Source organism: Actinoplanes sp. NPDC051388, from assembly GCF_055586225.1.
Map to the genome: position 1 here is coordinate 1 of NZ_JBVJIP010000009.1, position 21,828 is coordinate 21,828.

Genomic DNA, 21,828 nt, shown 5'->3' on the forward strand with positions numbered 1-21,828 from the left:
GACATCCACACGCTTGTTGCCGGGGGAAGGGGCGAGGAGGAGGGCCGTTAGAGAGAGACGACCAAAAAACCGGGCGGGGGGGGGGAGGGGGGTGGGGGGGGGGGGGGGGGGGGCCCCCCCCCCCCCCCGCTTCGTCGTTTCACCAGGCATGAACCGGCTGGGTTGGCTCGACGCTCTCCGGGGCTGGGCCGCCGGGGTCGTCGTGCTCTTCCACCTCGGGCCGTGGCTGCTCGGCCCCGAGACGCACCTGAGCGTCTACCGCCTGCTCGACCTCGGCAGGTACGCCGTCCTGCTGTTCTTCCTGGTCAGCGGATACGTCATCCCGATGTCGCTGGAACGGCACGGCTCACTGCGCCGGTTCTGGATCGGGCGCCTCTTCCGCATCTATCCGGCCTATCTGGCGGCCATCGCGGTGCTGGTGGTGACCACCGCGGCGATCCCGGCGGTGCTGCGGGACCAGACCGTCAGCGGCGTGCTCGGCCACGCCACCATGCTGACCGACCTGCTGGGCCTGCGCGGCGCGGTCCGGCCGTTCTGGACGCTGACCTACGAGATGGTCTTCTACCTCGTCGTCTCCGGGCTCTTCGCCTGGCGGCTGCACCGGCACAGCGCGCCGATCGCCACCGTGCTGGCCGTCGCCGCGCTCGCGCTGCCGCTGCCGGACGGCCTGCTCGCCAGCGGCTTCGGGAGCCGCCGGGCCACCGCGATCGGGCTCGCCATGGTGGTCGTCGCGATCGTCGTGGCGTGCCTCACCCGCCGCCGGGTGCGGGCAGCCGGGATCGCCGGGATCGCGCTGCTCGGCGTCGTCGCGGTCAACGGGCACCCGGCCGCGGGAAGCACGGTCGCCTCGTCCGGCCAGGGCCTGCTGCTGCTGGCCACGATGTTCGCCGGGACCGTCGTGCACCGGCTGCACCGCGGCGAGATCGGCCGGCTGCCCGGCGGGATCGCGCTGGCCGTCGTCGGCGCCGGGCTGGCCACCACGGTCGGGGCGGTCACCACGGCGGCGGTCGCGGCGACATTTGCGGCATTCTCCGCCCTGCGCGAACGCCCGGCGCCCGGTTTCCTGGTCCGGCTTGGCACGATCAGTTACTCCCTGTACGTGTTGCACGTGGTGGTGATGCTGGCGTTCGCCCGGATGGTCCCGCACCTCGCCGAGCGCCCGGTGCAGGTCAGGGTGCCGCTGGCAGTGGTGTGCCTGGCCTTCGCGATCGGTGCGGCCGTCCTCGCGTACCGGTGGATCGAAGAGCCCTGCCAGGCACTCGGCCGGCGGCTGGCGACGCAGCGTGCCGTGACGCGCACGGCCAGACGCGTCAATGGAACGCGAAGCGTCTAGGCTCGATGCAAGGGCACGGCATTCCAGCGGCGGGTGGAGCAGCAGCATGAGCGTTCGACGGATCATGGGCACCGAGGTCGAGTACGGCATTTCGGTCCCCGGACAGCCCGGCGCCAACCCGATGGTCACGTCGTCGCAGGTGGTCAACGCCTATGGCGCACGGCCCGAGCTGACCCGCGGCGGCCGGGCCCGGTGGGACTACGAAGAGGAGTCGCCGCTGCGCGACGCCCGCGGCTTCACCTACTCCGGCGCCGCCTACGACCCCGCCGACGCCCTGGCCGACGAGGATCTCGGGCTGGCCAACGTGATACTGACCAACGGTGCCCGCCTCTACGTCGACCACGCCCACCCGGAATACAGCACCCCCGAGTGCACCAACCCGCTCGACGTCGTCAAGTGGGACAAGGCGGGGGAGCGGGTGATGGCCGAGGCGTCGCGCCGGGCCGCCACCATCCCGGGCGCGCACCGCATTCAGCTCTACAAGAACAACACCGACAACAAAGGCGCCTCGTACGGCTCGCACGAGAACTACCTGATGCGCCGGCAGACCCCGTTCGCGGACATCGTGGCGCACCTGACGCCGTTCTTCGTGACCCGGCAGATCTTCACCGGCGTCGGCCGGGTCGGTCTCGGGCAGGACGGCTCGGGCTCCGGCTTCCAGATCTCCTCCCGCGCCGACTTCTTCGAGGTCGAGGTGGGCCTGGAGACCACGCTGAAGCGGCCGATCATCAACACCCGCGACGAGCCGCACTCGGACGCCGACAAATACCGCCGGCTGCACGTGATCATCGGTGACGCCAACCTGTCCGAGATCGCGACCTACCTCAAGGTCGGCACCACCGCGCTGGTGCTCGCCATGATCGAGGACAAGGTGTTCACCGGCGAGCTCGGCATCGCCGACCCGGTGAGCGAGCTCAAGGCGGTCAGCCACGACCCGTCGCTCAAGCACCTGATGCGGCTGCGCGACGGCCGCCGGCTCACCGCGCTCGACCTCCAGTGGGCCTATTTCGAGCGGGCCAAGGCCTTCGTCGACGAGCGTTACGGCGCGGACGCCGACGACCAGACCGTGGACATCCTCAACCGCTGGGAGGACGTCCTCGACAAGCTGGGCCGCGACCCGATGCTCTGCTCCGACTCCCTCGACTGGGTGGCCAAGCTGCGGCTGCTGGAGGGATACCGCGAGCGCGAGGACCTGACCTGGGCCTCGCCCAAGCTCCAGCTGGTCGATCTGCAATACGCGGACGTCCGCCCGGAGAAGGGCCTCTACCACCGCCTGGTGGCCCGGGGCTCGATGCGGACCCTGCTCGACGACGACGCCGTGCGGCGCGCGATGGTCGAGCCCCCCGAGGACACCCGCGCCTATTTCCGCGGGCGCTGCCTCGCCCAGTACGCGTCCGAAGTGGTCGCGGCCAGCTGGGACTCGGTGATATTCGACGTGGGCCGGGAGTCGCTCGTCCGGGTGCCGATGATGGAACCGGAACGCGGCACCAAGAAGCACGTCGGGGCCCTGTTCGACAAGTGCGACACGGCGAAGGATCTCCTTGAGGTGATCACCAGCCGGTGACACGGTCGAGCCCGGAGGGTCCGGGTTCTCCACGCCGTCCGAAGGACCAGGTGTCGGCGGCAGCATTGTCGTACGGGCGAGGTAGGTTTTCAGCATCCCGAGAGTGATCGGGAGAGAAGGGGGACCCCAGATGGCAACCCGAGACACCGGCGGCCAGTCGCAGTCCGGCAAGGGCAAGCGCGACGAAGAGGTCGAGGACGTCACCACCGAGGCGAACCCCGAGGTGGCGGAGCGCAAGGCGGAGATCGACGAGGACGTCGACGACCTGCTCGACGAAATCGACTCCGTCCTGGAGGAAAACGCCGAAGAATTCGTCCGTGGTTATGTGCAAAAGGGCGGTCAGTAGGCATATCGGACAGCCCACATCTGAATGACGATCATCGCGCCGGCGGGGGCACGTTGGATATGGTGCTCCTCTCCGGAGCGATCATGTAACTGAAGGGAACCACGTGGCAGCGGGTTTTGATCCATCCGGGCGTCTACCAGATGTGTTCACCAACGCAGGGACGTCCTCCTTCACGCAGTTCCTGAGTCAGGCCGCCCCCGAGCTGCTGCCGGGTCGCCGGCCGTTGCCGCCGGGGCTGGCCGGCGACCTCGCGCCGCACGGCACCACGATCGTCGCCATCGCCACCGCCGAGGGTGTCGTGATGGCCGGCGACCGGCGGGCGACGATGGGCAACCTCATCGCCAGCCGCGACATCGAAAAGGTGCATCCGGCGGACGCCTATTCGCTGATCGGCATCGCCGGGACGGCCGGCATCGGCATCGAGCTGATGCGGATCTTCCAGGTCGAGCTCGAGCACTACGAGAAGATCGAGGGCGCGATGCTGTCCCTCGACGGCAAGGCAAATCGGCTGGCCGCGATGGTGCGGGGCAATCTGGGCGCGGCCATGCAGGGGCTGGCCGTCGTCCCGTTGTTCGCCGGTTTCGACCTGGCGCCGTCCGACCCCTCCCGGGCCGGGCGCATCTTCAGCTTCGACGTGGCCGGCGGTCTCTATGAGGAGACCGGCTACGACGCGATCGGCTCCGGCTCGCTGTTCGCCAAGTCGGCGCTCAAGAAGCGCTTCCGGCCCGGCGTTAGCACGCAGGACGCCATCGTGCTGGCGGTCGAGGCGCTCTACGACGCGGCCGACGACGACACCGCCACCGGCGGACCCGACGTGATCCGCAAGATCTACCCGGTGGTGATGACCGCGACGGCGGACAGCACGCACCGCCTCACCGAGGCCGAGATCACCACGGTGGCCGAGCAGGTCGTCGCACGCCGCGCGGAGAACCCGGGCGGCTGATCCGCGCGCCCGCACTGCGCGCGCGACGACACCTGCCGAGACGAGAGAAGGAGCAGCCCCCGTGGCCATGCAGTTCTACGCATCGCCCGAGCAGGTCCAGCGGGACCGCTCGGAATACGCCCGCAAGGGCATCGCACGCGGCCGGTCGGCCGTCGTGCTCAGCTATGTCGGTGGCATCCTCCTGGTGGCGGAAAACCTGACGTCGCTGCGGAAGATCAGCGAGCTGTACGACAAGATCGGGTTTGCCGCGGTCGGGCGGTACAACGAGTTCGAGAGTCTGCGGCGGGCCGGGATCCGGATGGCGGACCTGAACGGGCTGGCGTACGACCGGCGGGACGTCACCGGGCGGGCGCTGGCGAACGCGTACACGCAGACGCTGGGCGCGATCTTCTCCGAGACGCAGAAGCCCTATGAGGTCGAGATCTGCGTGGCCCAGGTGGGTTCGTCGCCGGAGTCGGACGAGCTCTACCGGATCACCTATGACGGCTCGGTGATGGACGAGCCGGGCTTCATGGCGATGGGCGGCCAGGCCGAGGCGATCGCCGCGGTGCTCAAGGAGCGGCACGACGCCACCGCGGACGCCGGCGCGGCGCTCAAGGTGGCCGTGGCGGCACTGGGCAGCGTGGGCGGGGAGAACGGCGCCACCCGCGAGCTGAGCGCCGCACAGCTCGAGGTGGCGGTGCTCGACCGCACCCGCAACGGCCGCGCGTTCCGGCGCATCACCGGGGCGGCGCTGACCACGCTGCTCGAGGGCGGCAAGGACGTGCCGGAGAAGGAGGTCGGTGACGCGGGTGACGCGGCGCCGCCGGCTCCGGCCGAGACCAAGCCGACCGTCTCCGCCGCGCCCGCCGACCTGGAGGGCACGGACAAGGACGAGGAGAGCTAGCCGACCAGCGGTCGCCACCAGTCCTCGTGGTCGCGATACCACTGGACGGTGGCGGCCAGCCCTCGTCGAGCCCGATGAGCGGGCGGTGACCGAGGTCGCGCCGGATCTTCGTGTCGTCCAGGGCCGGACGGACCTCGGCCTGCGGCTCGTCCTCGGCGCCGCCCGGAGGAGCCCCGCACAGCTCCCGCAGGAGCTCGGTGAGTTCCCGGTCGGTCGCCAGGTGGTCGCTGCCGATGTGGTAGATCTCGCCGGCCTTGCCTTCGGTCAGTGCGAGCGCGAGCCCCCGGCAGTGGTCGTCGACGTGCAGCCGGTCGCGGTCCTGCGCCCCGCCGTCGTCGAGCGTGGCCGTCCGCCCGTCCAGCAGGCTCGTCACGAGGCGCGGGACGAGGCTCGGTCCATTCACCCACGTCGAGCACGCCCTCGACGACGGGCAGCGACGCGCGCGGGATCGTGCCGTAGATCTCATCCGTGGAGACCTGCAGGAAACGCGGCATCCCGTGCCGCAGCGCGGCGTCCAGCAGCACCTGGGTGCCGAGCGCGTTGGTCGCCGGCGCGTGCGGCTCCACGGCCAGGTTGACGAGCGCGTCCATGTCCCGCGCGGCGGTGTCCACCAGCGCCGCGTCGCAGACGTCGCCGGGCACGAAGTCCAGTCGCCTGCTCTCCGCGACCGGACCCAGATTGCCGAAACCGCCGGCGTGGGTGAGCTTGTCCAGCACCGTGATCCGTGCGCCCTCGAGACCGGGCATCGCGTCCGCCAGCACGGTGCGGACGAAATGGGAGCCGATGAATCCGGCGCCGCCGGTGACCAGTAATTTCATGCCGACGGCAGCGTATCCGCAGGTAAATCCGGCGCTGCGCGCTTCGCGGCGGTGAAACGGCGGGTTGTGACTGCCGTTCACGGGTGCCGGACGGCTAGTGTTTCGTCATGGAACGGCGAATTTTCGGCCTCGAAACCGAGTACGGCGTCACATGCACCTACCGGGGACAGCGGCGGCTGTCTCCCGACGAGGTGGCCCGCTACCTGTTCCGCCGTGTGGTGTCCTGGGGACGCAGCAGCAACGTGTTCCTCCGCAACGGCGCTCGCCTCTACCTCGATGTCGGTTCCCACCCGGAATACGCGACCCCGGAGTGCGATTCGGTCACCGATCTGGTGGCCCACGACCGGGCCGGCGAGCGCATCCTCGAGGGTCTGCTGGTCGACGCCGAGAAGCGCCTGCACGACGAGGGGATCGCGGGGGAGATCTACCTCTTCAAGAACAACACCGACTCGGCCGGCAACTCGTACGGCTGCCACGAGAACTACCTGGTCAGCCGGCACGGTGAGTTCGGCCGCCTGGCCGATGTGCTGATCCCGTTCCTGGTCACCCGGCAGCTGATCTGCGGCGCCGGCAAGGTGCTGCAGACCCCGCGCGGCGCCGTCTTCTGCCTCTCGCAGCGCGCCGAGCACATCTGGGAGGGCGTCTCCAGCGCCACCACCCGCAGCCGCCCGATCATCAACACCCGCGACGAGCCGCACGCCGACGCCGAGCGCTACCGCCGTCTGCACGTGATCGTCGGCGACTCGAACATGAACGAGGTCACCACGCTGCTCAAGGTGGGCAGCGCCGACATCGTGCTCCGCATGATCGAGGCCGGCGTGGTGATGCGTGACCTGACTCTGGAGAACCCGATCCGGGCCATCCGCGAGGTCAGCCACGACGTCACCGGCCGCCGCAAGATCCGCCTGGCCAACAACAAAGAGGTCAGCGCGCTCGAGATCCAGCAGGAATACCTCGCCAAGGCCACCGAGTTCGTCGAGCGCCGCGGCGGCGACCAGACCGCCAAGCGCGTCGTCGAGCTGTGGGGCCGGGTGCTCAACGCGATCGAGAGCGGCGACCTCGACCCGGTCTCCCGCGAGATCGACTGGGTCAGCAAGCTCAAGCTGATCGAGCGCTACCAGGCGAAGCACCAGATCCCGATGAGCCACCCGCGGATCGCCCAGCTCGACCTGGCCTACCACGACGTGCGCCGGGGCCGCGGCCTCTACGCGCTGATGGAGAAGCGCAAGCAGGTCGACCGCATCTCCAACGACCTGGAGATCTTCGAGGCCAAGGAGACGCCGCCGCAGACCACGCGGGCCCGGCTGCGCGGCGAGTTCATCCGGCACGCCCAGGAGAAGCGTCGCGACTTCACCGTCGACTGGGTGCACCTCAAGCTCAACGACCAGGCGCAGCGCACGGTGCTCTGCAAGGACCCGTTCCGCGCCTACGACGAGCGCGTGGAGCGCCTGATCGCCAGCATGTGACATATGGCTAGGCTGGCCGGGCGATGACTTCTTCCAAGCCGGAGCCCGACCAGCCCGCCGAGCGCACGTTCGAGGACGTGATCCGCGGCCGGGTCGACCGTCGCCGCGAGCGCATCCGTGCCCAGATCCAGCGCGACCGCGAGGGCAATCACAAGATCCCGACGTGGCTTCTGGCGGTCATCCTCGTGCTGTTCCTGGCCGGCTGGCTCTATCTGATCATCACCAGCTGAGGATCAAGTTCTTCAGGTTCCAGCTGTCTGGGCGCCTGAGGCTCGACCTGAGGTTGAGGGTCGAGGTCAGGTGGAGGGTGAGGGTTGGCTGGGGCCCAGCAGGTCCCAGCGGTTGCCCGCGATGTCCAGGAAGACCGCCACCCGGCCGTAGGGCTCGTCGCGCGGTTCGGTGACGAAGGTGACGCCGGCCTCGGCCAGCCGGCGGTGGTGCGCGTCGAAGTCGTCCACGCGCAGGAAGAAGCCCACCCGGTCGGCGGCCTGGTTGCCGATCGCCGCGCGCTGGTGCTCGTCGGCCCGGGCCAGCAGCAGGCCGGTGCGGGCGCCGGTCGGGCGCACCTCGACCCAGCGCTTGGGGCGGCCGTCGTTGGTCAGCGACGGCGAATCCTCCACCAGGTCGAACCCGAGCACGCCGGTGAAGAACTCGATCGCCGGGTCGTAGTCGTCCACGATCAGCACGACGAGATCAAGATGCACCGCGCCAACCTATGACCCGGCCCGGCGCCGGCAAGCCCATCGTCGCCGGGACGACATGCCAACTAGGAGAGCAGGGCGGCGGCGTGCCGGCCGGCGGCCGCCGCGGCCAGGAAGTAGGCGCTGTCCTGGTCGAGGTCGCGGCCCATGGTGGACAACGGGACCGGGCTCGCGCGCAGCGCGTCCATCAGGCCGTCGGTCGGCACCCGGACCAGGTGGTGGCGGGCGGACAGCGGGGCCACCGCGGTCGCCACCTCGTCGGCCAGGGCCGGCGGCAGCCCCAGCGGGATCACCAGGTCGGCGGGCAGCAGGGCGACCCGGCCGTAGGCCGTCAGCGAGTGGTGCGAGACGCCGCGGTGGCGGGGACGACCGTCGCCGTCCGAGATGCGCAGCGAGCCGACGGCCCGGCCGCCGAGCGTGCCGATCGCGTTGATCGCCTCGCCGATGCCGACCCCGGAGAAGCCCCACGTCGTGCCGGTGCCGAGGTTGCCGGGCCCCTGGGTCAGGATGGTCACGTCGGCTTCCAGCACGTGGCGGGCGGCCAGCAGCGCGGTGTGCACCGTGCCGGCCTCCAGGTCGCCGCCGAAGGACTGCCCCGCGGTGATCGTGCCGGCCAGCGAGTCCGCCAGGCCGGAGAGCGTGCGGGAGAACCAGGCGGGCAACGCGCCGCCGTCGGTCATCACATAGGCCACCCGGGCGGCCGGGCGCGAGTGCAGCACGCCGGCCAGGATCGCGGGCAGCGCCGAGTGCAGGTCGGCGGTGACCACCGGCATCGAGGACAGCGACGTGGCGGCGGCCATCACCGGCCGGTGCGGGGAGGCCTCCTCGTCCACGCCGAGCAGGATCGGCTGCAGCGGGGTGTAGCGGGCCTTCACCAGGTGACCGCTGTCGCGGGTGGTGCCGGACGAGACCGGATCGGGCGGCAGCCGGTCGGGGAGGGCGACCACCAGGGCGTACCCGCCGGTGCCGAGGCCCATCACCTGCGCGCCCACGTTGAGCAGCACCCGGTCGCCCTCGATCGGCGTGCCCACCAGCTCCGGGTAGGCCAGCGCGCGGACCGGCGCCGTGTCGACGGACACCTGCAGCTCCACCGCGCCGCGCCACGACCGGCCCACCGAAAGAACCGTTCCGGACCGCCAGCGCACCATGAACCGGGACCCTATAGGTCCACTCCGCCGTCCCGGTGGTTGCGCCCGGCCGTGCCGCGCGTCGGGTCCAGGAACACGTACCGGATGCCGGGGTAACGCTCGCGCAGGCGACGCTCGGCGTCGTCGGACGCGGCCTCGATCTCCCCGCCGTTCACCTCGTCGTCGAAGTCGACCTTGGCGGCGACCAGAATGTCGCCGGGGCCGAGCTGCATGGTGAGCAGCGTCGGCACCGCGGTGACGACGTCGATGGCCGCCAGGTCGTCGGCGATCTGGTTGTGCATGGCCCGCGGCACCGCCCGGCCGACCAGCAGCGAGACGTTGCTGCTGGCCAGCGTGAAGGCGACCACGAGCAGCAGCAGGCCGATCAGGATCGACGCGATGCCGTCCCAGACCTCGGAGCCGGTGAGCTGGGCGAGCCCGATGCCCATCGCGGCCAGCACCAGGCCGATCAGCGCCGCGGAGTCCTCGAAGTAGACCGCCTTGACCGTGGTGTCCGGGGTGAGCCGCAGGAACCGCGACGGCGTGATGCCCCACCGCTTCGACTCGCCGCGGACCTGCCGCCGCGCCTTCAGGAACGAGGTGCCCTCGGCGAGAAACGAGACCCCGAGCACGATGTACGAGAGCAGGTAGTCGCCGCTGTGTTCGCCACTGATGATCGTGGTGACGCCGTGGTAGACGGAGAACCCGGCGCCGCCGATGAACGTGAACAGCGCCGCGATGAAGGCCCAGACGAAGCTCTCCTTGCCGTACCCGAAAGGGTGTTGTTCGTCGGCGGGCTTGCCGCCGCGGCGCAGCGCGACGAACAGGAAGACCTCGGTGACCGTGTCGGCCAGCGAGTGGGCCGACTCGGAGAGCATCGCGGCCGATCCGGACACCATGCCGGCGACCAGTTTGGCGGCGGCGATGACCAGGTTGGCGAGTCCGGCGAGGATGACCGTGCCGACGCTCTCGTTGCCGCCCTCGCCCGGCTCGGCGGGCACCGGGAGCGGCTCGGCGCCGGCCAGGCCGACCGGTGCGGAGGATTCAGATGATGACACCCGTTCTCCCTTCCCCGCGGCGTCGCCGGATAACCGCCCGGCCGGGAGGCTGCTAGCGTTCTGTCTCGTGTCGCGGACCCGCACCGAGCGCCTGGTGAACCTGGTGATCTGCCTGCTGTCCACGCGACGGTTCCTGACCGCCGCGCAGATCGCCGCGACCGTGCCGGGTTACGAGCACGACCCCGAGGACCCGAAGGACCACGAGGCCTTCCAGCGCAAGTTCGAGCGGGACAAGGCCGAGCTGCGCGAGCTCGGCGTTCCGCTGGAGATGGGCACACCGTCCGCGTTCGACAACGAGCCCGGTTACCGCATCGCCCACCGGGAGTACGCGCTGCCCGACATCCTGCTGGAGCCGGACGAGGCGGCCGCCGTGGGCATCGCCGCCCGGCTGTGGCAGCACGCCGGCCTGGCCGCCGCCGCGTCCTCCGGCCTGGCCAAGCTGCGGGCCGCCGGGGTCGAGGTGGACCCGCAGGCCACGCTGGGCGTGGAGCCGGTGGTGACGGTGGATCCGGCGTTCGGGCCGCTGACCACGGCGGCGCGCGATCGGCGGGCGGTGTCGTTCTCCTACCGGGCGCCGGAGAGCGACGCCCCGGCGACCCGGCGGCTGGAGCCCTGGGGCGTGGTGTGCTGGCAGGGCCGGTGGTACGTGGTGGGACACGACCGCGACCGCCGCGCCGCCCGCTGCTTCCGCCTCTCCCGCATCGTCGGCAACGTGCGCCTCACCGGCCGCGCCGGCGCCTTCACCCCGCCGGAGAACGAGGACCTGATCCAGCACGTCTCCCGCTGGGGCGGCCCGGTCGCGCACAACGGCCGCGCCACCGTCACGGTCCGGCCGGGTCGCGCCGCGGGCCTGCGCCGCTGGGCGATCGACTCGGCCAAGGGCGCGGACGGCGACGTGCTGACGATTCCCTATTCGGACGCCGAGCGGCTGGCCGCGACCCTGGTCGGTTATGGCGCGGACGTGCGCGCGGACTCCCCGCCGGAGCTGCGCGAGGCGGTCATCCAGCAGCTCAAGGAGATCGTCGCGCGGCACGAGGGCGTGGCGGTGGCGACGTGACAGCGCAGCAGCGTGGCGTGACGGCCGGGTCCAAGGCCTCCGCGGACCGCCTGGGCCGGCTGCTCAACCTGGTGCCCTACCTGCTGGCCCGGCCCGGCATCGCGACCGCCGACGCGGCCGCCGGCCTGGGCATCACCGAGACCCAGCTGCGCGCCGACCTGGAGTTGCTCTGGGTCTGTGGGCTGCCCGGTTACGGCCCGGGCGACCTGATCGACATGGCGCTCGACGGCGACCGGGTGACGATCACCTACGACGCCGGCATCGACCGCCCGCTGCGCCTCACCCAGGACGAGGCGCTCGCGCTGGTAGTGGCCCTGCGCATGCTGGCGGAGACACCGGGCACGGGCACCCGCGACGTGATCGAGCGCGCCCTTGCCAAGATCGAGAACGCGGCCGGCGACCTCGCCGACGCGCCGGTGGCGGTGCGGCTGCCGCCCGCCAACGAGCGGCTGGACGCGATCCGGGCGGCGGTCGAGCGCGGCCACGCCCTGCACCTGACCTATTACACGGCGACCCGGGACGAGACCTCCGAGCGCACCGTCGACCCGATGCGGATGCTGATGGTCGGCGGCAAGGCCTATCTGGAGGCGTGGTGCCGCCGCGCCGAGGCGACCCGGATGTTCCGGATCGACCGGATCGACGCCTGGACCGAGCTGGACGAGCCGTCCCGCCCGCCGGTCGGCGTGGTGCCGTCCGACGTCACCGGCGGCGTCTTCCACCCCGGCCCCGAACTGCCCCTGGTCACCCTGCGGGTGGGCCGCAGCAGCCGCTGGCTGACCGAGTACTACCCGGTGGAGAGCGTCCACCCGGACGGCGACGAGTGGCTGGTCACCATGCGGGTCACCGACCTGGGCTGGGCCCAGCGCCTGCTGATCGGGGTGGGGCCGGACGTGACCGTGGTCAGCCCGCCGGAGCTGGTCGACCGGATCCGCGCGCAGGCCGCCAAGGCGCTCGACCAGTACGCACAGATAAGCTGATCACGTGATGACGTGGATCCTGATCGGGGCCGGCGTGCTCGGACTGATCATTCTGCTCGCGGCGGCCCTGCCGCTGCTGGGCAAGCTGTCCGAGCTGCAGCGCGCGGTCGGCCGGGTGCAGCGCCGCCAGGCCGAGGCGGAGCAGTTGCAGGCCGGCGCCGAGCGGCTGCAGGAAACTCTGCTCGGGTTGCAGGGCCGGGCCGAGACGATGCAGGAGCGGCTCGCGCTGATCAAGGCCGGGCACGACTCGAGCGGAAAGCACGCCTGGCCGTCACGCCGGTGAAACCTGCCGACCTGCGGCGTTGTCTCCGGGTTGTCCCGAACTTCACCGCCGCACGGCAAATCCACAGGCACCGCAGGCGGTTACACCGCGGAAACCACACGTACGATGGACCCCGACCACCCCGTCCTTGATCCGACCGACTGGAGTAATCCCATGGGCGCCCTCAAGCCATGGCACATCATCGTCTTCGTCGTCGTGCTCGTGCTGCTCTTCGGCGCGAAGCGGCTGCCGGACGCGGCGCGCTCGCTGGGCCGCTCGTTGCGGATCATCAAGGCCGAGACCAAGGGCCTGATCGACGAGGACAACAACGTCGCGGAGAAGGCGGAGCCGCAGCACTCCCGCCAGCCCGTGCACCCCACCGAGATCCACGACCCGCAGCGGCAGCAGCAGCCTCAGCAGCAGCCCTATGTCGACCCGGTGCAGCAGCGCACCACCGACCGCTGACCCGTCATGGCTCTCTCCCTGCGCCGTCAGGGGCCCAGCAAGTTCGAGCAGGCCGCCGACGGCTCGATGACGTTGATCGAGCATGTCCGAGAGCTGCGTAACCGGCTCTTCTGGGCGTCGCTCGGCATCGTGGGTGGCCTGATCGTCGGCTTCATCATCTCCCAATGGGTGTTCCACGTCCTCGAGGGGCCATACTGCTCGCTGGACAGCTCGTGGATCGACGGCAAGTGCCGGTTCACCGTGCTGGGCGCCACCGACGGCCTGCTCCTGCGACTCAAGATCGCGCTGTGGGTCGGCCTGATCGTCGGCGCGCCGGTCTGGCTCTTCCAGCTGTGGGCGTTCATCGCGCCGGGCCTGCACCGGCACGAGCGCAAGTGGGCCTACGTCTTCGTCGCGATCGCCGCGCCGCTGTTCATCGGCGGCGCCGTGCTGGCCTACTTCGTGATCGGGCACAGCCTGCCGTTCATCATGGAGGCCGGTGTCATCGGCGACACCACCCAGCTCGAGGTCACGGCATACATAGGCTTCGTGACCAGCATGATCATGATCTTCGGGGCGGCGTTCGAGTTCCCGCTGGTCCTGCTGATGCTCAACTTCACCGGTGTGGTCAGCGCGCGCCGGCTGCTGAGCTGGTGGCGGATCGTGGTGTTCCTGTCCTTCGGCTTCGCGGCGATCGCCACGCCCGACCCGGGGCCGTTCGGCATGACCCTGCTGGCGCTGTGCATGGTTTTGCTTTATCTGGCGGCGACCGGTGTCGCGTTCCTCAACGACCGGCGCAGGGGCCGCGGCAAGGAGCTCTACGCGGGGCTGGACGACGACGCGATCTCACCGATCGACGACCCGCGCGAGCCGGTCGCGGCGGGTGACCGGATCGACGGCCCGACCGCGGTCGAGTCGCCCGAGCCGGTGGCCGGGCCGCTGCCGATCGAGCGCCGCTACGACGACATGACATAGCGGGGCGGTAACCTCCGCGTGTGACGAACGACACGATCGCGGTGCTGGCCAATCCCTCGGCAGGGAGAGGCCGGCACCGCGGTCTGCTTCCCGGGGTGCTCGAACGGCTCGGTGCGACCGGCCGCACCGTGCGGCTGCTCGACGCGCACACTTCGGAGGACGCCGAGAAGGCTTGCCACCGGGCCGTTGCCGACGACGTTTCCGCGCTGGTCGTGGTGGGCGGCGACGGCACGGTGCACCAGGGGCTGCAGGCGGTCGCCGGGCGGGAGGTCGGGTTCGGCGTGGTGCCGGCCGGCACCGGGAACGACTTCGCGAACTGTGTGGGCGTACCCGGAAGACCACTGGCCGCGGCCGAGGCCATCGCCGCCGCCGTCCGCGACGGCCGGGACCACCGGATGGATCTGGGCCGGATCAGCGGGACCGACGGCGAGGTGCGCTGGTTCGGCGCGGTCCTGGCGGCGGGCTTCGACGCGATCGTCAACGAGCGGGCCAACCGGATGCCCTGGCCGAAGGGCCCGCGGCGCTACGACCTGGCGATCGCGCTGGAGATGGCGCGGTTGCGGCCGCGGGTCTACGCGCTGGAGCTGGATGGCGTCGACCGCGGCTTCGAGGGCGTCCTGGTGGCGATCGGGAACACCGAGAGCTATGGCGGCGGGATGCGCATCGTGCCCGGCGCGGACCCGGCCGACGGGCTGCTGGACGTGCTGGTCGCCGCCAACATGAGCCGGCTGACGCTGGCCCGCCTCAAGCCCCGGCTGCGCCGCGGCACCCACGTCACCGATCCGCGGGTCAGCACCTATCGCGCCCGCGAGGTGCGGATCCACGCCGACGACATCGTCGGCTATGCGGACGGTGAGCGCATCGGGCCGCTGCCGCTGGCGGTGACCGCGGTCCCCGGCGCCCTCCGCCTACTGCGCTGAGCAGCCGGTGAGGGCCAGCGTCGCGCTCAGGCCGTTGGGGCGGCCCGGCTCGGCGGCCGGCAGCACCAGCGCGGAGCACCCGGCCCGCACCGCGCCCGCGTCGGCGGCCGTGTCGCCGACCATCAGCGTCCGCTCCGGATCGGCGCCGATCATGCCGCAGGCGCGCAGGAAGATCGCCGGATCGGGCTTGCACCGGCCCACCTCGAAGGACAGCGCGAACGCGTCGACCAGAGCGTCCAGCCCCCAGGCGGCGAAGATCGGCCGGATGTCGAAGCCGATGTTGCTGACCACGGCGACCCGGATGCCGGCCTCGCGCAGGGCCCGCAGCGTCGCCTCGGTGTCCGCATAGGGCAACCAGCCGTCCGGGCCCAGCAGGCGCTCGTAGAGGGCGTCGGCCAGCCCCTCGACGTCGGTCACCACGGTCGCCGCCAGTCCGGTGTAGGCGGCGCGGTGACTGTGCTCGTAGAGGTCGCGGTCGGCCCAGTGCTCGGCCAGGTGCGGTGGCACCCGGTGCGGCACCGGGCCGCCCGCGCGCCCGGCGGTGACCAGGCGGTCGGCCAGCACCGTGGCGCGCACCCGGTCGAGGTCGGCGCCGCAGGCGGCCGCCGCCGCGATCACCCAGGCCACCGGATCCTCGACCTGGGCCAGCGTCCCGTGGAAGTCGAAGAGCACGGCGTCCACCGGGCGTCCCGCGCTGGTATCCGGGGGGTGGTCGGTCGATTGGGCAGAATCCGGCACGCCCCGCACGATACCCAGCGGCCGGCGCGCCCCTGTCGGCAACCGCCGGGATCGCAAGCTGTCACACCCACGACCTACTCTGGTGGTCATGACGAGTCCCGCCGAGCGTTACGCGGAGTCGAGACGGCGGGCGGCCCGGCTGGCCGAGTTCCCGGCACTCGACGACTTCATGCTGGATGTCGGGTTCGACCTCGACGACTTCCAGCGCGAGGCGTGCGAGGCACTCGAGGAGGGCAGCGGTGTCCTGGTGTGCGCGCCGACCGGCGCGGGCAAGACTGTCGTCGGCGAGTTCGCGGTGCACCTGGCGCTGCGCGCGGGCGGCGGGCGCAAGTGCTTCTACACCACCCCGATCAAGGCGCTGTCCAACCAGAAATACCACGACCTGGTGCAGCGCTACGGGCCGGACAAGGTCGGGCTGCTGACCGGGGACAACGCGATCAACGGCGACGCGCCGGTGGTGGTGATGACCACCGAGGTGCTGCGCAACATGCTCTACAGCGGCTCGCCCGGGCTCACCGGCCTGGCCTATGTGGTGATGGACGAGGTGCACTACCTGGCCGACCGGTTCCGCGGCGCGGTCTGGGAAGAGGTGATCATCCACCTCCCGGCCTCGGTGACCCTGGTGTCGCTGTCCGCCACGGTCAGCAACTACGAGGAGTTCGCCGACTGGCTGGTCACCGTGCGCGGCGAGACCCGGGTCATCGTCAGTGAGCACCGGCCGGTGCCGTTGTGGCAGCACGTGCTGGTCGGCAAGCGCATGTTCGACCTGTTCCACGACGCCGACGCGGCCCGCAAGCACGACGTCCATCCCGAGCTGCTGCGTTATTCGCGCGAGATGCTGCGCCGGCTCGAGATGACCGATCGCGCGGCGGCCGGCCACCGTGGCCGGTCCCGCCGCTGGCAGCCGCCGCCGCGCGCCGAGGTGGTCGAGCGGCTCGAGCGGTCCAGCCTGCTGCCCGCCATCCTGTTCATCTTCAGCCGGGCCGGCTGCGACGCCGCGGTGCAGCAGTGCCTGGCCGCCGGGCTGCGGCTCACCGACCCCGACGAGCGGGCCGAGATCCGCCGCATCGCCCAGGCCCGGGTCGCCACCATCCCGGGCGAGGACCTGAGCGTGCTGGGTTACTGGGAGTGGCTCGACGGGCTCGAGCGGGGCGTCGCCGCGCACCACGCGGGCATGCTGCCGGCCTTCAAGGAGGCGGTCGAGGAGTGCTTCGTCCGCGGCCTGGTCAAGGCGGTGTTCGCCACCGAGACGCTGGCCCTGGGCATCAACATGCCGGCCCGGTGCGTGGTGCTCGAGCGGCTGGTCAAGTTCAACGGGGAGGCGCACGTCGACCTGACCCCGGGGGAATACACGCAGCTCACCGGCCGGGCCGGGCGGCGCGGCATCGACGTCGAGGGCCACGCCGTGGTGCTGTGGAGCCCCGACGTCGACCCGCGGCACGTGGCCGGGCTGGCGTCGACGCGCACCTACCCGCTGCGCTCGTCCTTCCGGCCGTCCTACAACATGGCGGTCAACCTGGTCGGGTCGGTCGGCGCGGAGAGGTCCCGCGACCTGCTCGAGTCGTCGTTCGCGCAGTTCCAGGCCGACCGCTCGGTGGTCGGGCTGGCCCGCCAGGTGCAGCGCAACCAGGAGACGATCGCGTCCTACGGCGCCGAGGAGGAGTGCCACCACGGTGACTTCGACGCCTATTTCGCGATCCGGGTGGCGATCGCCGACCGCGAGCGGGCGCTGTCCCGGCAGGGTGTGGCGCAGCGCCGGGCGGCTGCGGTGTCCGGGCTGGAGCGGCTGCGCATCGGCGACGTGATCCGGGTGCCGCAGGGCCGCCGGGCCGGGCTGGCCGTGGTGCTCGAGCCGGTCACCGGAGGCTTCGGCGAGCCGCGGCCGCTGGTGCTCACCCAGGACCGCTGGGCCGGGCGGGTCAGTCCGGCCGACTTCGCCGGGCCGGTGGACGTGCTGGAGCGCATCCGCGTACCCAAGAACTTCAACTCGCGGTCGCCGGGCGCCCGCCGCGACCTGGCCGCGCAGATCTCCGCCACCGGCCTCGACCGGCACGGCGACGGCCGGCGCCGGCGCAACCGCGGCGGCGACGGCGGCGGGGAGGACGCCGAGGTCGCGCTGCTCAAGGTGCAGCTGCGGCAGCACCCCTGTCACTCCTGCCCGGAGCGCGAGGAGCACGCCCGCTGGGCCGAGCGCAAGCACCGGCTGGGCCGGGACACCCAGGCGTTGCGCGACAAGGTGGCCGGGCGCACCGGCTCGCTGGCCCGCACCTTCGACCAGGTCTGCGCGGTGCTCACCGCGCGCGGTTACCTGACGGGCGAGGGCGAGGTCACCGAGGCCGGGCGGATGCTCGGGCGGATCTGGACGGAGGCCGATCTGCTGGTCGCCGAGTGCCTGCGCCGCGAGGTGTGGGACGGGCTGGCGCCCGAGGAACTGGCCGCGGCGGTGTCGATGGTGCTGTTCGAGTCGCGGCGCGAGGGCGACGAGCGGGTCTCCGTCCCCAAGGGAGCGCTGCAGGCCGCGGTCGACGACTGCGTCAAGCTCTGGGGCGAGATCGAGGCCGAGGAGGCGGCGCACGGGCTGCAGCTCACCCGCGAGCCCGATGTCGGCTTCGTCTGGCCGATCTACCGCTGGGCGCGCGGCGAGCCGCTGGGCCGGGTGCTGTCCAGCGGCGGCACGAGTTACGACTCGGACATGCCGGCCGGCGACTTCGTGCGCTGGGCCAGGCAGGTGCTCGATCTGCTGGCCCAGCTCAAGGAGGCGTCCGCGGCCTCGCCGGGGGTGCGCGAGGCGGCCCGGAAGGCGATCACCGCGATCAACCGCGGCGTACTGGCCTACCAGGCCGGCCTCTGAGGACGATGACGAGCGGTCAGACCAGCTTGTAACGCGGTGCGGTCGCCCCCGCGGCGGCCGGGACGCGATGGCTGACCACCGGGTGCGTGATGCCCTTGAGCCGGGCCGGCTCGGTCGGGATGCCGACCACGGCGGCCCGGTCGGCGCGGGCGTGTGCGCCCGGGCCGATCTGCAGCTCGCCCGGCCCGGCCAGGCTGCAGAGCCGCTGGGCCAGGTTGACGGCGCGCCCCCACACGCCGTAACCGGCCGGCGGCCAGGACGGGGTGACGAAGAGCTCGCCCCACTCGACGCCGGCGTGCACCGACGGGCGCACCGAGCGGGTGCCACCGGCGGCGACCATCGCCAGCCCGGCGCGGACCGCACGATCGGCCTCGTCGCCGATCGTGTCGTGCAACCCGAAGACGCACATGAAGCCGTCCCCGAGCACCTGCTGGATCTCGCCGCCGTGCCGGCGGGCGATGGACACGAGATCGTCGAGCAGCGGCTTGACGACCTGATAGACGATCTCCGGTTCGACGGTCTCGACGAGTTGGGTGAAGCCGGTCAGGTCGGCGAAGAGCACGGCTGCCTGCCGGCGATGACCACGGTCACTGTGCATGTCACGTTGCATGTCGTGTTTCCGGGCGACTTCCACGATGAGTCAGAGACCTGACTGTCGACCCTGATACATCGGGGTTTACGCGGCTCCGTATGCACTGAACGTGCACCAATTGACGTAGCTCGCTGGGTCGGTCCGATCAAGACCTGCCCGGGCGGCGTGCAGAGCGCGGGCGAGCGTCTGCCCGCCGGCGAGGTGTTCGTGGAGGGTGTACATGAGATCCACGGCGGCCACATCGGGCACCGCGGCGACGCTGGCGATCACGCCGGCGGTGCCCCGGGACAGCAGCGAGCTGATGAAGCCCACCGTCTCGTCGCCCGCATAGGCCACGTCCGCGCCGGACTGACAGGACGCCAGGATCAGCCGGTGCGGCGCCACCCCGCTGGTCTGCAGCTCCTGCACGGTCAGCGGCCCGTCGCTCAGCACCAGCGACGAGAACAGCGGGTTGTCCGCGCGCAGCCAGCCGTGGCAGGCCAGGTGCACCAGGCCGGCGCCGTCCAGCCGGCGCAGCACCTCGCCGGTCGTGCTCTCCGGCGGGCTCAGCGCGGTCGCCCCCGGATAGAGCTCGCGCAGACGCAGCACCTCGGTGGTCGCGCCGGGCAGGCTCGGGCCCTCCACCAGCAGCGGGACGCCGTCGCCGCGGCGCTGGGCGGCGGCCTCGCTGGTGCGGGCCCACATGCCGGCCGAGGGGGCCAGCGACACCGGCTCGTCCCACAGCGCCGACCACGGGATGCCGTGCAGGTCGCCGACCGGCACCACGACCAGTTCGGCGCCGGGCGGCAGGCCGAGCGGGGCGAGCAGCATCGCGCGCAGGCGGGCCACCCGGTTGTCCGCGCTCAGCCGGGCCGCGGCCAGCGACGACTCGGGCAGCGCCTGGGTCATCCGGCGCAGGGCGAAGAACAGGGTGCGTACCAGGTCGAGGGCCGCGGTCGCCGGGCCGAGCCGGACCAGCCGGCTGCGCCGCGGCTCGACCACCACCGCCACCAGGTCGCCGTGCAGCCGGGCGAACTCCACCAGCACTCGGCCGTCCAGGTAGGACCGCAGCCGGGCCGGCTTGATCGTGGCCGTCACCGCCTGGTTGTCGGCCCGCCGCCGCCAGCTGGCCCGCCGGATCCGGTCCTCGATCGTCTTCTGCCGGGCGACCAGCGGCTCCGGCACCGCGACCACCCGGTCGCCGGCCGCCACCCCCTCCAGCTCGGCGTGGATGCCGCGCAGCGCCTCCAGGTCGTCCACGTCGATGCCGCCGGACGGCTCCACCGCGAGCAGGGCCGCCGCCCGGGTGCGTTCCATCCAATCCAGCACCCGGGGCGCCGACCCGCCGCGCACCATCACCTCGAGGCCGAGCTGCCCCAGCTCGGCGCCGTGCCCGGAGGCCAGCACGCGCAGCTCCACCGAGGGCAGAGCGGTGCGGTGCCGGGCCAGATCGCTCAAACCCCTCCTGCAGTACGCGAGCACGCCCGCATCGTCGGCCAGCGCGGCGGCGGCCATCGCCCCGGCCACACTCCCGCGCATCCGGATCAGCACCGGGCTCCGGCGGGCCAGCTCGGACGCGCGGCGCCAGGCGTTCACCGCGTCGCGTCGCCGGCCCAGCCGCTGTGCCACGCGGCCGGTGATCACGTAGGCGTTCACCGCATAGGACCAGGTGCCCTGCTTCTCCAGGGTGCGGCAGACCCGGCGGGCGTCGCGCAGATCGCCCGCGTCCGCGGTGCCCGCCTGCAGCCTCGCCTCCACCCGCACCAGCGCCGCCCGCGCCTTCCACGCCCGCCGGCCCTGCCGGTGGAAGCTCTGCGTGGCCACGGTGGACGCCGCCACGGCCTGCTCGGGGTCCCCGGCCAGCAACGCCAGCTGGGCCACCCGCAGCTCGGCCTCGGCGCCCATCAGCGGCACCCCGCGCGACCGGAACTCCTCCGCCGCCGACTGCGCGGCACTGGTCGCCTCGGGGATCAGTCGCAGGTCGATGAGCGCGTCCGCGTATTCGACGTAGTGCTCACCCAGGGGCAGCCCGGCGGCCTCATGTGCCCGTGCCGCCTCGTCGAACAGCCGCATGCCCTCGCTCAGCCGGCCGGCGTGCACGGTCACCCAGGCCCGGGTCTCGATCACCATCGCCACGTGCGCCGGCCCGACCCCGGGCGCCGCCTCGCCGGCCTCGGCCAGCAGGCGCAGCGCGTCACCGTGCCGGCCGTGCTGCGCGTCGATCATCGCGAGGTTGTTGCCGGCCACCACCCGCAGCCGGGGGGAGATCTCCGATCCGGCCAGCAGTTCCCGGTAGGCCGCCGCGGCCGCGCTCAGCCGGCCCAGGTTCTGATGCAGCACGGCGCGCTGGAAGGCGAGCTCGACCGCCTCCGCGGGCGACACGATCGGCCCGGCGAGATCAAGATCACGTTGGGCCCCGGTGAGGTTGCCCAGCTCCTGGTTCACCACCGCCCGGGTCATCAGCACCTCGGCCAGCACCTGCGGCAGACGGTGCCGCCGCGCCACCCCGGCAGCCTCGTCGAGCAGGCGTTTCGCCTCCGCGGCCGCGAACTGGGCCCGCCGTGCCCAGGCCTGCGCCCGCAGCGCCAGCGCGAGTGCCTCCGGTGGTCCGGCACGCCGCGCCTGGCGCACCAGGTCGGCGGCTACGGGTCCGAACCGCCTCGGATCGGCTACTGCTCCCTCATGGACACGTCTAGCGTGTATCACGAGGTCGGCTGGCGTCTCTATTAGTGCCAAGAGACCTACTTCCGGACATGTGCGAGGGCCGGGGACCGCGATGAGAGTCGAGATG

At 71.9% G+C, this 21,828-nt stretch carries 20 protein-coding genes and 1 pseudogene; 14 read left to right on the forward strand and 7 right to left on the reverse strand.

What is annotated here, in order from left to right; genetic code table 11:
* The first annotated feature begins 148 nt into the window (after nt 1–148).
* The 5 genes from ACZ6TI_RS22810 (at nt 149) to prcA (ending at nt 5,072) form a co-directional block, all read left to right on the forward strand.
* Complete coding sequence (locus ACZ6TI_RS22810) at nt 149–1,333, forward strand: acyltransferase family protein (RefSeq protein WP_465347137.1); 1,185 nt, start codon at nt 149–151, stop codon at nt 1,331–1,333.
* 46 nt (nt 1,334–1,379) lie between these two features.
* On the forward strand, nt 1,380–2,897 hold the full coding sequence (dop, locus tag ACZ6TI_RS22815; RefSeq protein WP_465347138.1) for a depupylase/deamidase Dop: 1,518 nt from the start codon (nt 1,380–1,382) through the stop codon (nt 2,895–2,897).
* 130 nt (nt 2,898–3,027) lie between these two features.
* The gene (locus tag ACZ6TI_RS22820; protein ID WP_465347139.1) at nt 3,028–3,243 is read left to right on the forward strand and encodes a ubiquitin-like protein Pup; all 216 of its coding nucleotides are present in this window, start codon (nt 3,028–3,030) and stop codon (nt 3,241–3,243) included.
* Between the two features lie 103 nt (nt 3,244–3,346).
* Nucleotides 3,347–4,186: a proteasome subunit beta gene (gene prcB, locus ACZ6TI_RS22825; protein WP_465347140.1), complete on the forward strand. Its 840-nt coding sequence runs from the start codon at nt 3,347–3,349 to the stop codon at nt 4,184–4,186.
* Nucleotides 4,187–4,247: 61 nt separating this feature from the next.
* Nucleotides 4,248–5,072, forward strand: a complete 825-nt coding sequence (gene prcA / locus ACZ6TI_RS22830; protein ID WP_465347141.1) for a proteasome subunit alpha — start codon at nt 4,248–4,250, stop codon at nt 5,070–5,072.
* Here the strand turns inward: prcA and ACZ6TI_RS22835 are convergent.
* Nucleotides 5,069–5,890, reverse strand: a pseudogene (locus ACZ6TI_RS22835) (dTDP-glucose 4,6-dehydratase). The gene prcA and the pseudogene ACZ6TI_RS22835 overlap by 4 nt on opposite strands.
* Before the next feature lie 107 nt (nt 5,891–5,997).
* Here ACZ6TI_RS22835 and pafA point away from each other — a divergent pair.
* Nucleotides 5,998–7,356: a Pup--protein ligase gene (pafA, locus tag ACZ6TI_RS22840; protein WP_465347142.1), complete on the forward strand. Its 1,359-nt coding sequence runs from the start codon at nt 5,998–6,000 to the stop codon at nt 7,354–7,356.
* A gap of 23 nt (nt 7,357–7,379) precedes the next feature.
* Nucleotides 7,380–7,586 carry a hypothetical protein gene (locus ACZ6TI_RS22845; RefSeq protein ID WP_465347143.1) on the forward strand — a complete coding sequence of 69 codons (207 nt, stop codon included), beginning with the start codon at nt 7,380–7,382 and terminating at the stop codon, nt 7,584–7,586.
* A gap of 66 nt (nt 7,587–7,652) precedes the next feature.
* Here the strand turns inward: ACZ6TI_RS22845 and ACZ6TI_RS22850 are convergent, their stop codons facing one another.
* The 3 genes from ACZ6TI_RS22850 to ACZ6TI_RS22860 all read right to left on the reverse strand — a co-directional run bounded on the left by ACZ6TI_RS22850 (nt 7,653) and on the right by ACZ6TI_RS22860 (nt 10,185).
* Nucleotides 7,653–8,060 (reverse strand): VOC family protein, encoded by a 408-nt coding sequence (locus ACZ6TI_RS22850; protein ID WP_465347144.1) that lies wholly within the window; start codon nt 8,058–8,060, stop codon nt 7,653–7,655.
* A 62-nt stretch (nt 8,061–8,122) separates the two neighbouring features.
* On the reverse strand, nt 8,123–9,205 hold the full coding sequence (locus ACZ6TI_RS22855) for a DUF3866 family protein (protein WP_465347145.1): 1,083 nt from the start codon (nt 9,203–9,205) through the stop codon (nt 8,123–8,125).
* Between the two features lie 11 nt (nt 9,206–9,216).
* Nucleotides 9,217–10,185, reverse strand: coding sequence for a cation diffusion facilitator family transporter (locus ACZ6TI_RS22860; protein ID WP_465347448.1), 969 nt, complete (start codon nt 10,183–10,185; stop codon nt 9,217–9,219).
* 124 nt (nt 10,186–10,309) lie between these two features.
* Between ACZ6TI_RS22860 and ACZ6TI_RS22865 the strand changes: the two genes are divergently transcribed.
* The 6 genes from ACZ6TI_RS22865 to ACZ6TI_RS22890 all read left to right on the forward strand — a co-directional run bounded on the left by ACZ6TI_RS22865 (nt 10,310) and on the right by ACZ6TI_RS22890 (nt 14,877).
* The gene (locus tag ACZ6TI_RS22865) at nt 10,310–11,299 is read left to right on the forward strand and encodes a helix-turn-helix transcriptional regulator (protein ID WP_465347146.1); all 990 of its coding nucleotides are present in this window, start codon (nt 10,310–10,312) and stop codon (nt 11,297–11,299) included.
* Nucleotides 11,296–12,276: a helix-turn-helix transcriptional regulator gene (locus ACZ6TI_RS22870; protein ID WP_465347147.1), complete on the forward strand. Its 981-nt coding sequence runs from the start codon at nt 11,296–11,298 to the stop codon at nt 12,274–12,276. The genes ACZ6TI_RS22865 and ACZ6TI_RS22870 overlap by 4 nt, the downstream gene beginning before the upstream one ends.
* A gap of 7 nt (nt 12,277–12,283) precedes the next feature.
* Nucleotides 12,284–12,559 (forward strand): hypothetical protein, encoded by a 276-nt coding sequence (locus ACZ6TI_RS22875; protein WP_465347449.1) that lies wholly within the window; start codon nt 12,284–12,286, stop codon nt 12,557–12,559.
* Between the two features lie 153 nt (nt 12,560–12,712).
* Complete coding sequence (gene tatA, locus ACZ6TI_RS22880) at nt 12,713–13,003, forward strand: Sec-independent protein translocase subunit TatA (protein WP_465347148.1); 291 nt, start codon at nt 12,713–12,715, stop codon at nt 13,001–13,003.
* Nucleotides 13,004–13,009: 6 nt separating this feature from the next.
* Complete coding sequence (tatC, locus tag ACZ6TI_RS22885) at nt 13,010–13,957, forward strand: twin-arginine translocase subunit TatC (protein ID WP_465347149.1); 948 nt, start codon at nt 13,010–13,012, stop codon at nt 13,955–13,957.
* A 20-nt stretch (nt 13,958–13,977) separates the two neighbouring features.
* Complete coding sequence (locus ACZ6TI_RS22890) at nt 13,978–14,877, forward strand: YegS/Rv2252/BmrU family lipid kinase (RefSeq protein ID WP_465347150.1); 900 nt, start codon at nt 13,978–13,980, stop codon at nt 14,875–14,877.
* On the opposite strand, the gene ACZ6TI_RS22895 is transcribed toward ACZ6TI_RS22890, so the two are convergent.
* A complete protein-coding gene (locus ACZ6TI_RS22895; protein ID WP_465347151.1) occupies nt 14,866–15,624 on the reverse strand; it encodes an HAD family hydrolase in 759 nt (252 codons plus the stop codon). The two genes, ACZ6TI_RS22890 and ACZ6TI_RS22895, sit on opposite strands and share 12 nt — an antisense overlap.
* Nucleotides 15,625–15,703: 79 nt before the next feature.
* Between ACZ6TI_RS22895 and ACZ6TI_RS22900 the strand changes: the two genes are divergently transcribed.
* A complete protein-coding gene (locus ACZ6TI_RS22900) occupies nt 15,704–18,466 on the forward strand; it encodes a DEAD/DEAH box helicase (RefSeq protein WP_465347152.1) in 2,763 nt (920 codons plus the stop codon).
* A gap of 16 nt (nt 18,467–18,482) precedes the next feature.
* Here ACZ6TI_RS22900 and ACZ6TI_RS22905 read toward each other — a convergent pair whose 3' ends face one another.
* Both ACZ6TI_RS22905 and ACZ6TI_RS22910 read right to left on the reverse strand, forming a co-directional pair.
* Complete coding sequence (locus ACZ6TI_RS22905) at nt 18,483–19,064, reverse strand: adenylate/guanylate cyclase domain-containing protein (RefSeq protein ID WP_465347153.1); 582 nt, start codon at nt 19,062–19,064, stop codon at nt 18,483–18,485.
* 78 nt (nt 19,065–19,142) lie between these two features.
* On the reverse strand, nt 19,143–21,668 hold the full coding sequence (locus ACZ6TI_RS22910; RefSeq protein WP_465347154.1) for a CHAT domain-containing protein: 2,526 nt from the start codon (nt 21,666–21,668) through the stop codon (nt 19,143–19,145).
* Nucleotides 21,669–21,828: the final 160 nt, after the last annotated feature.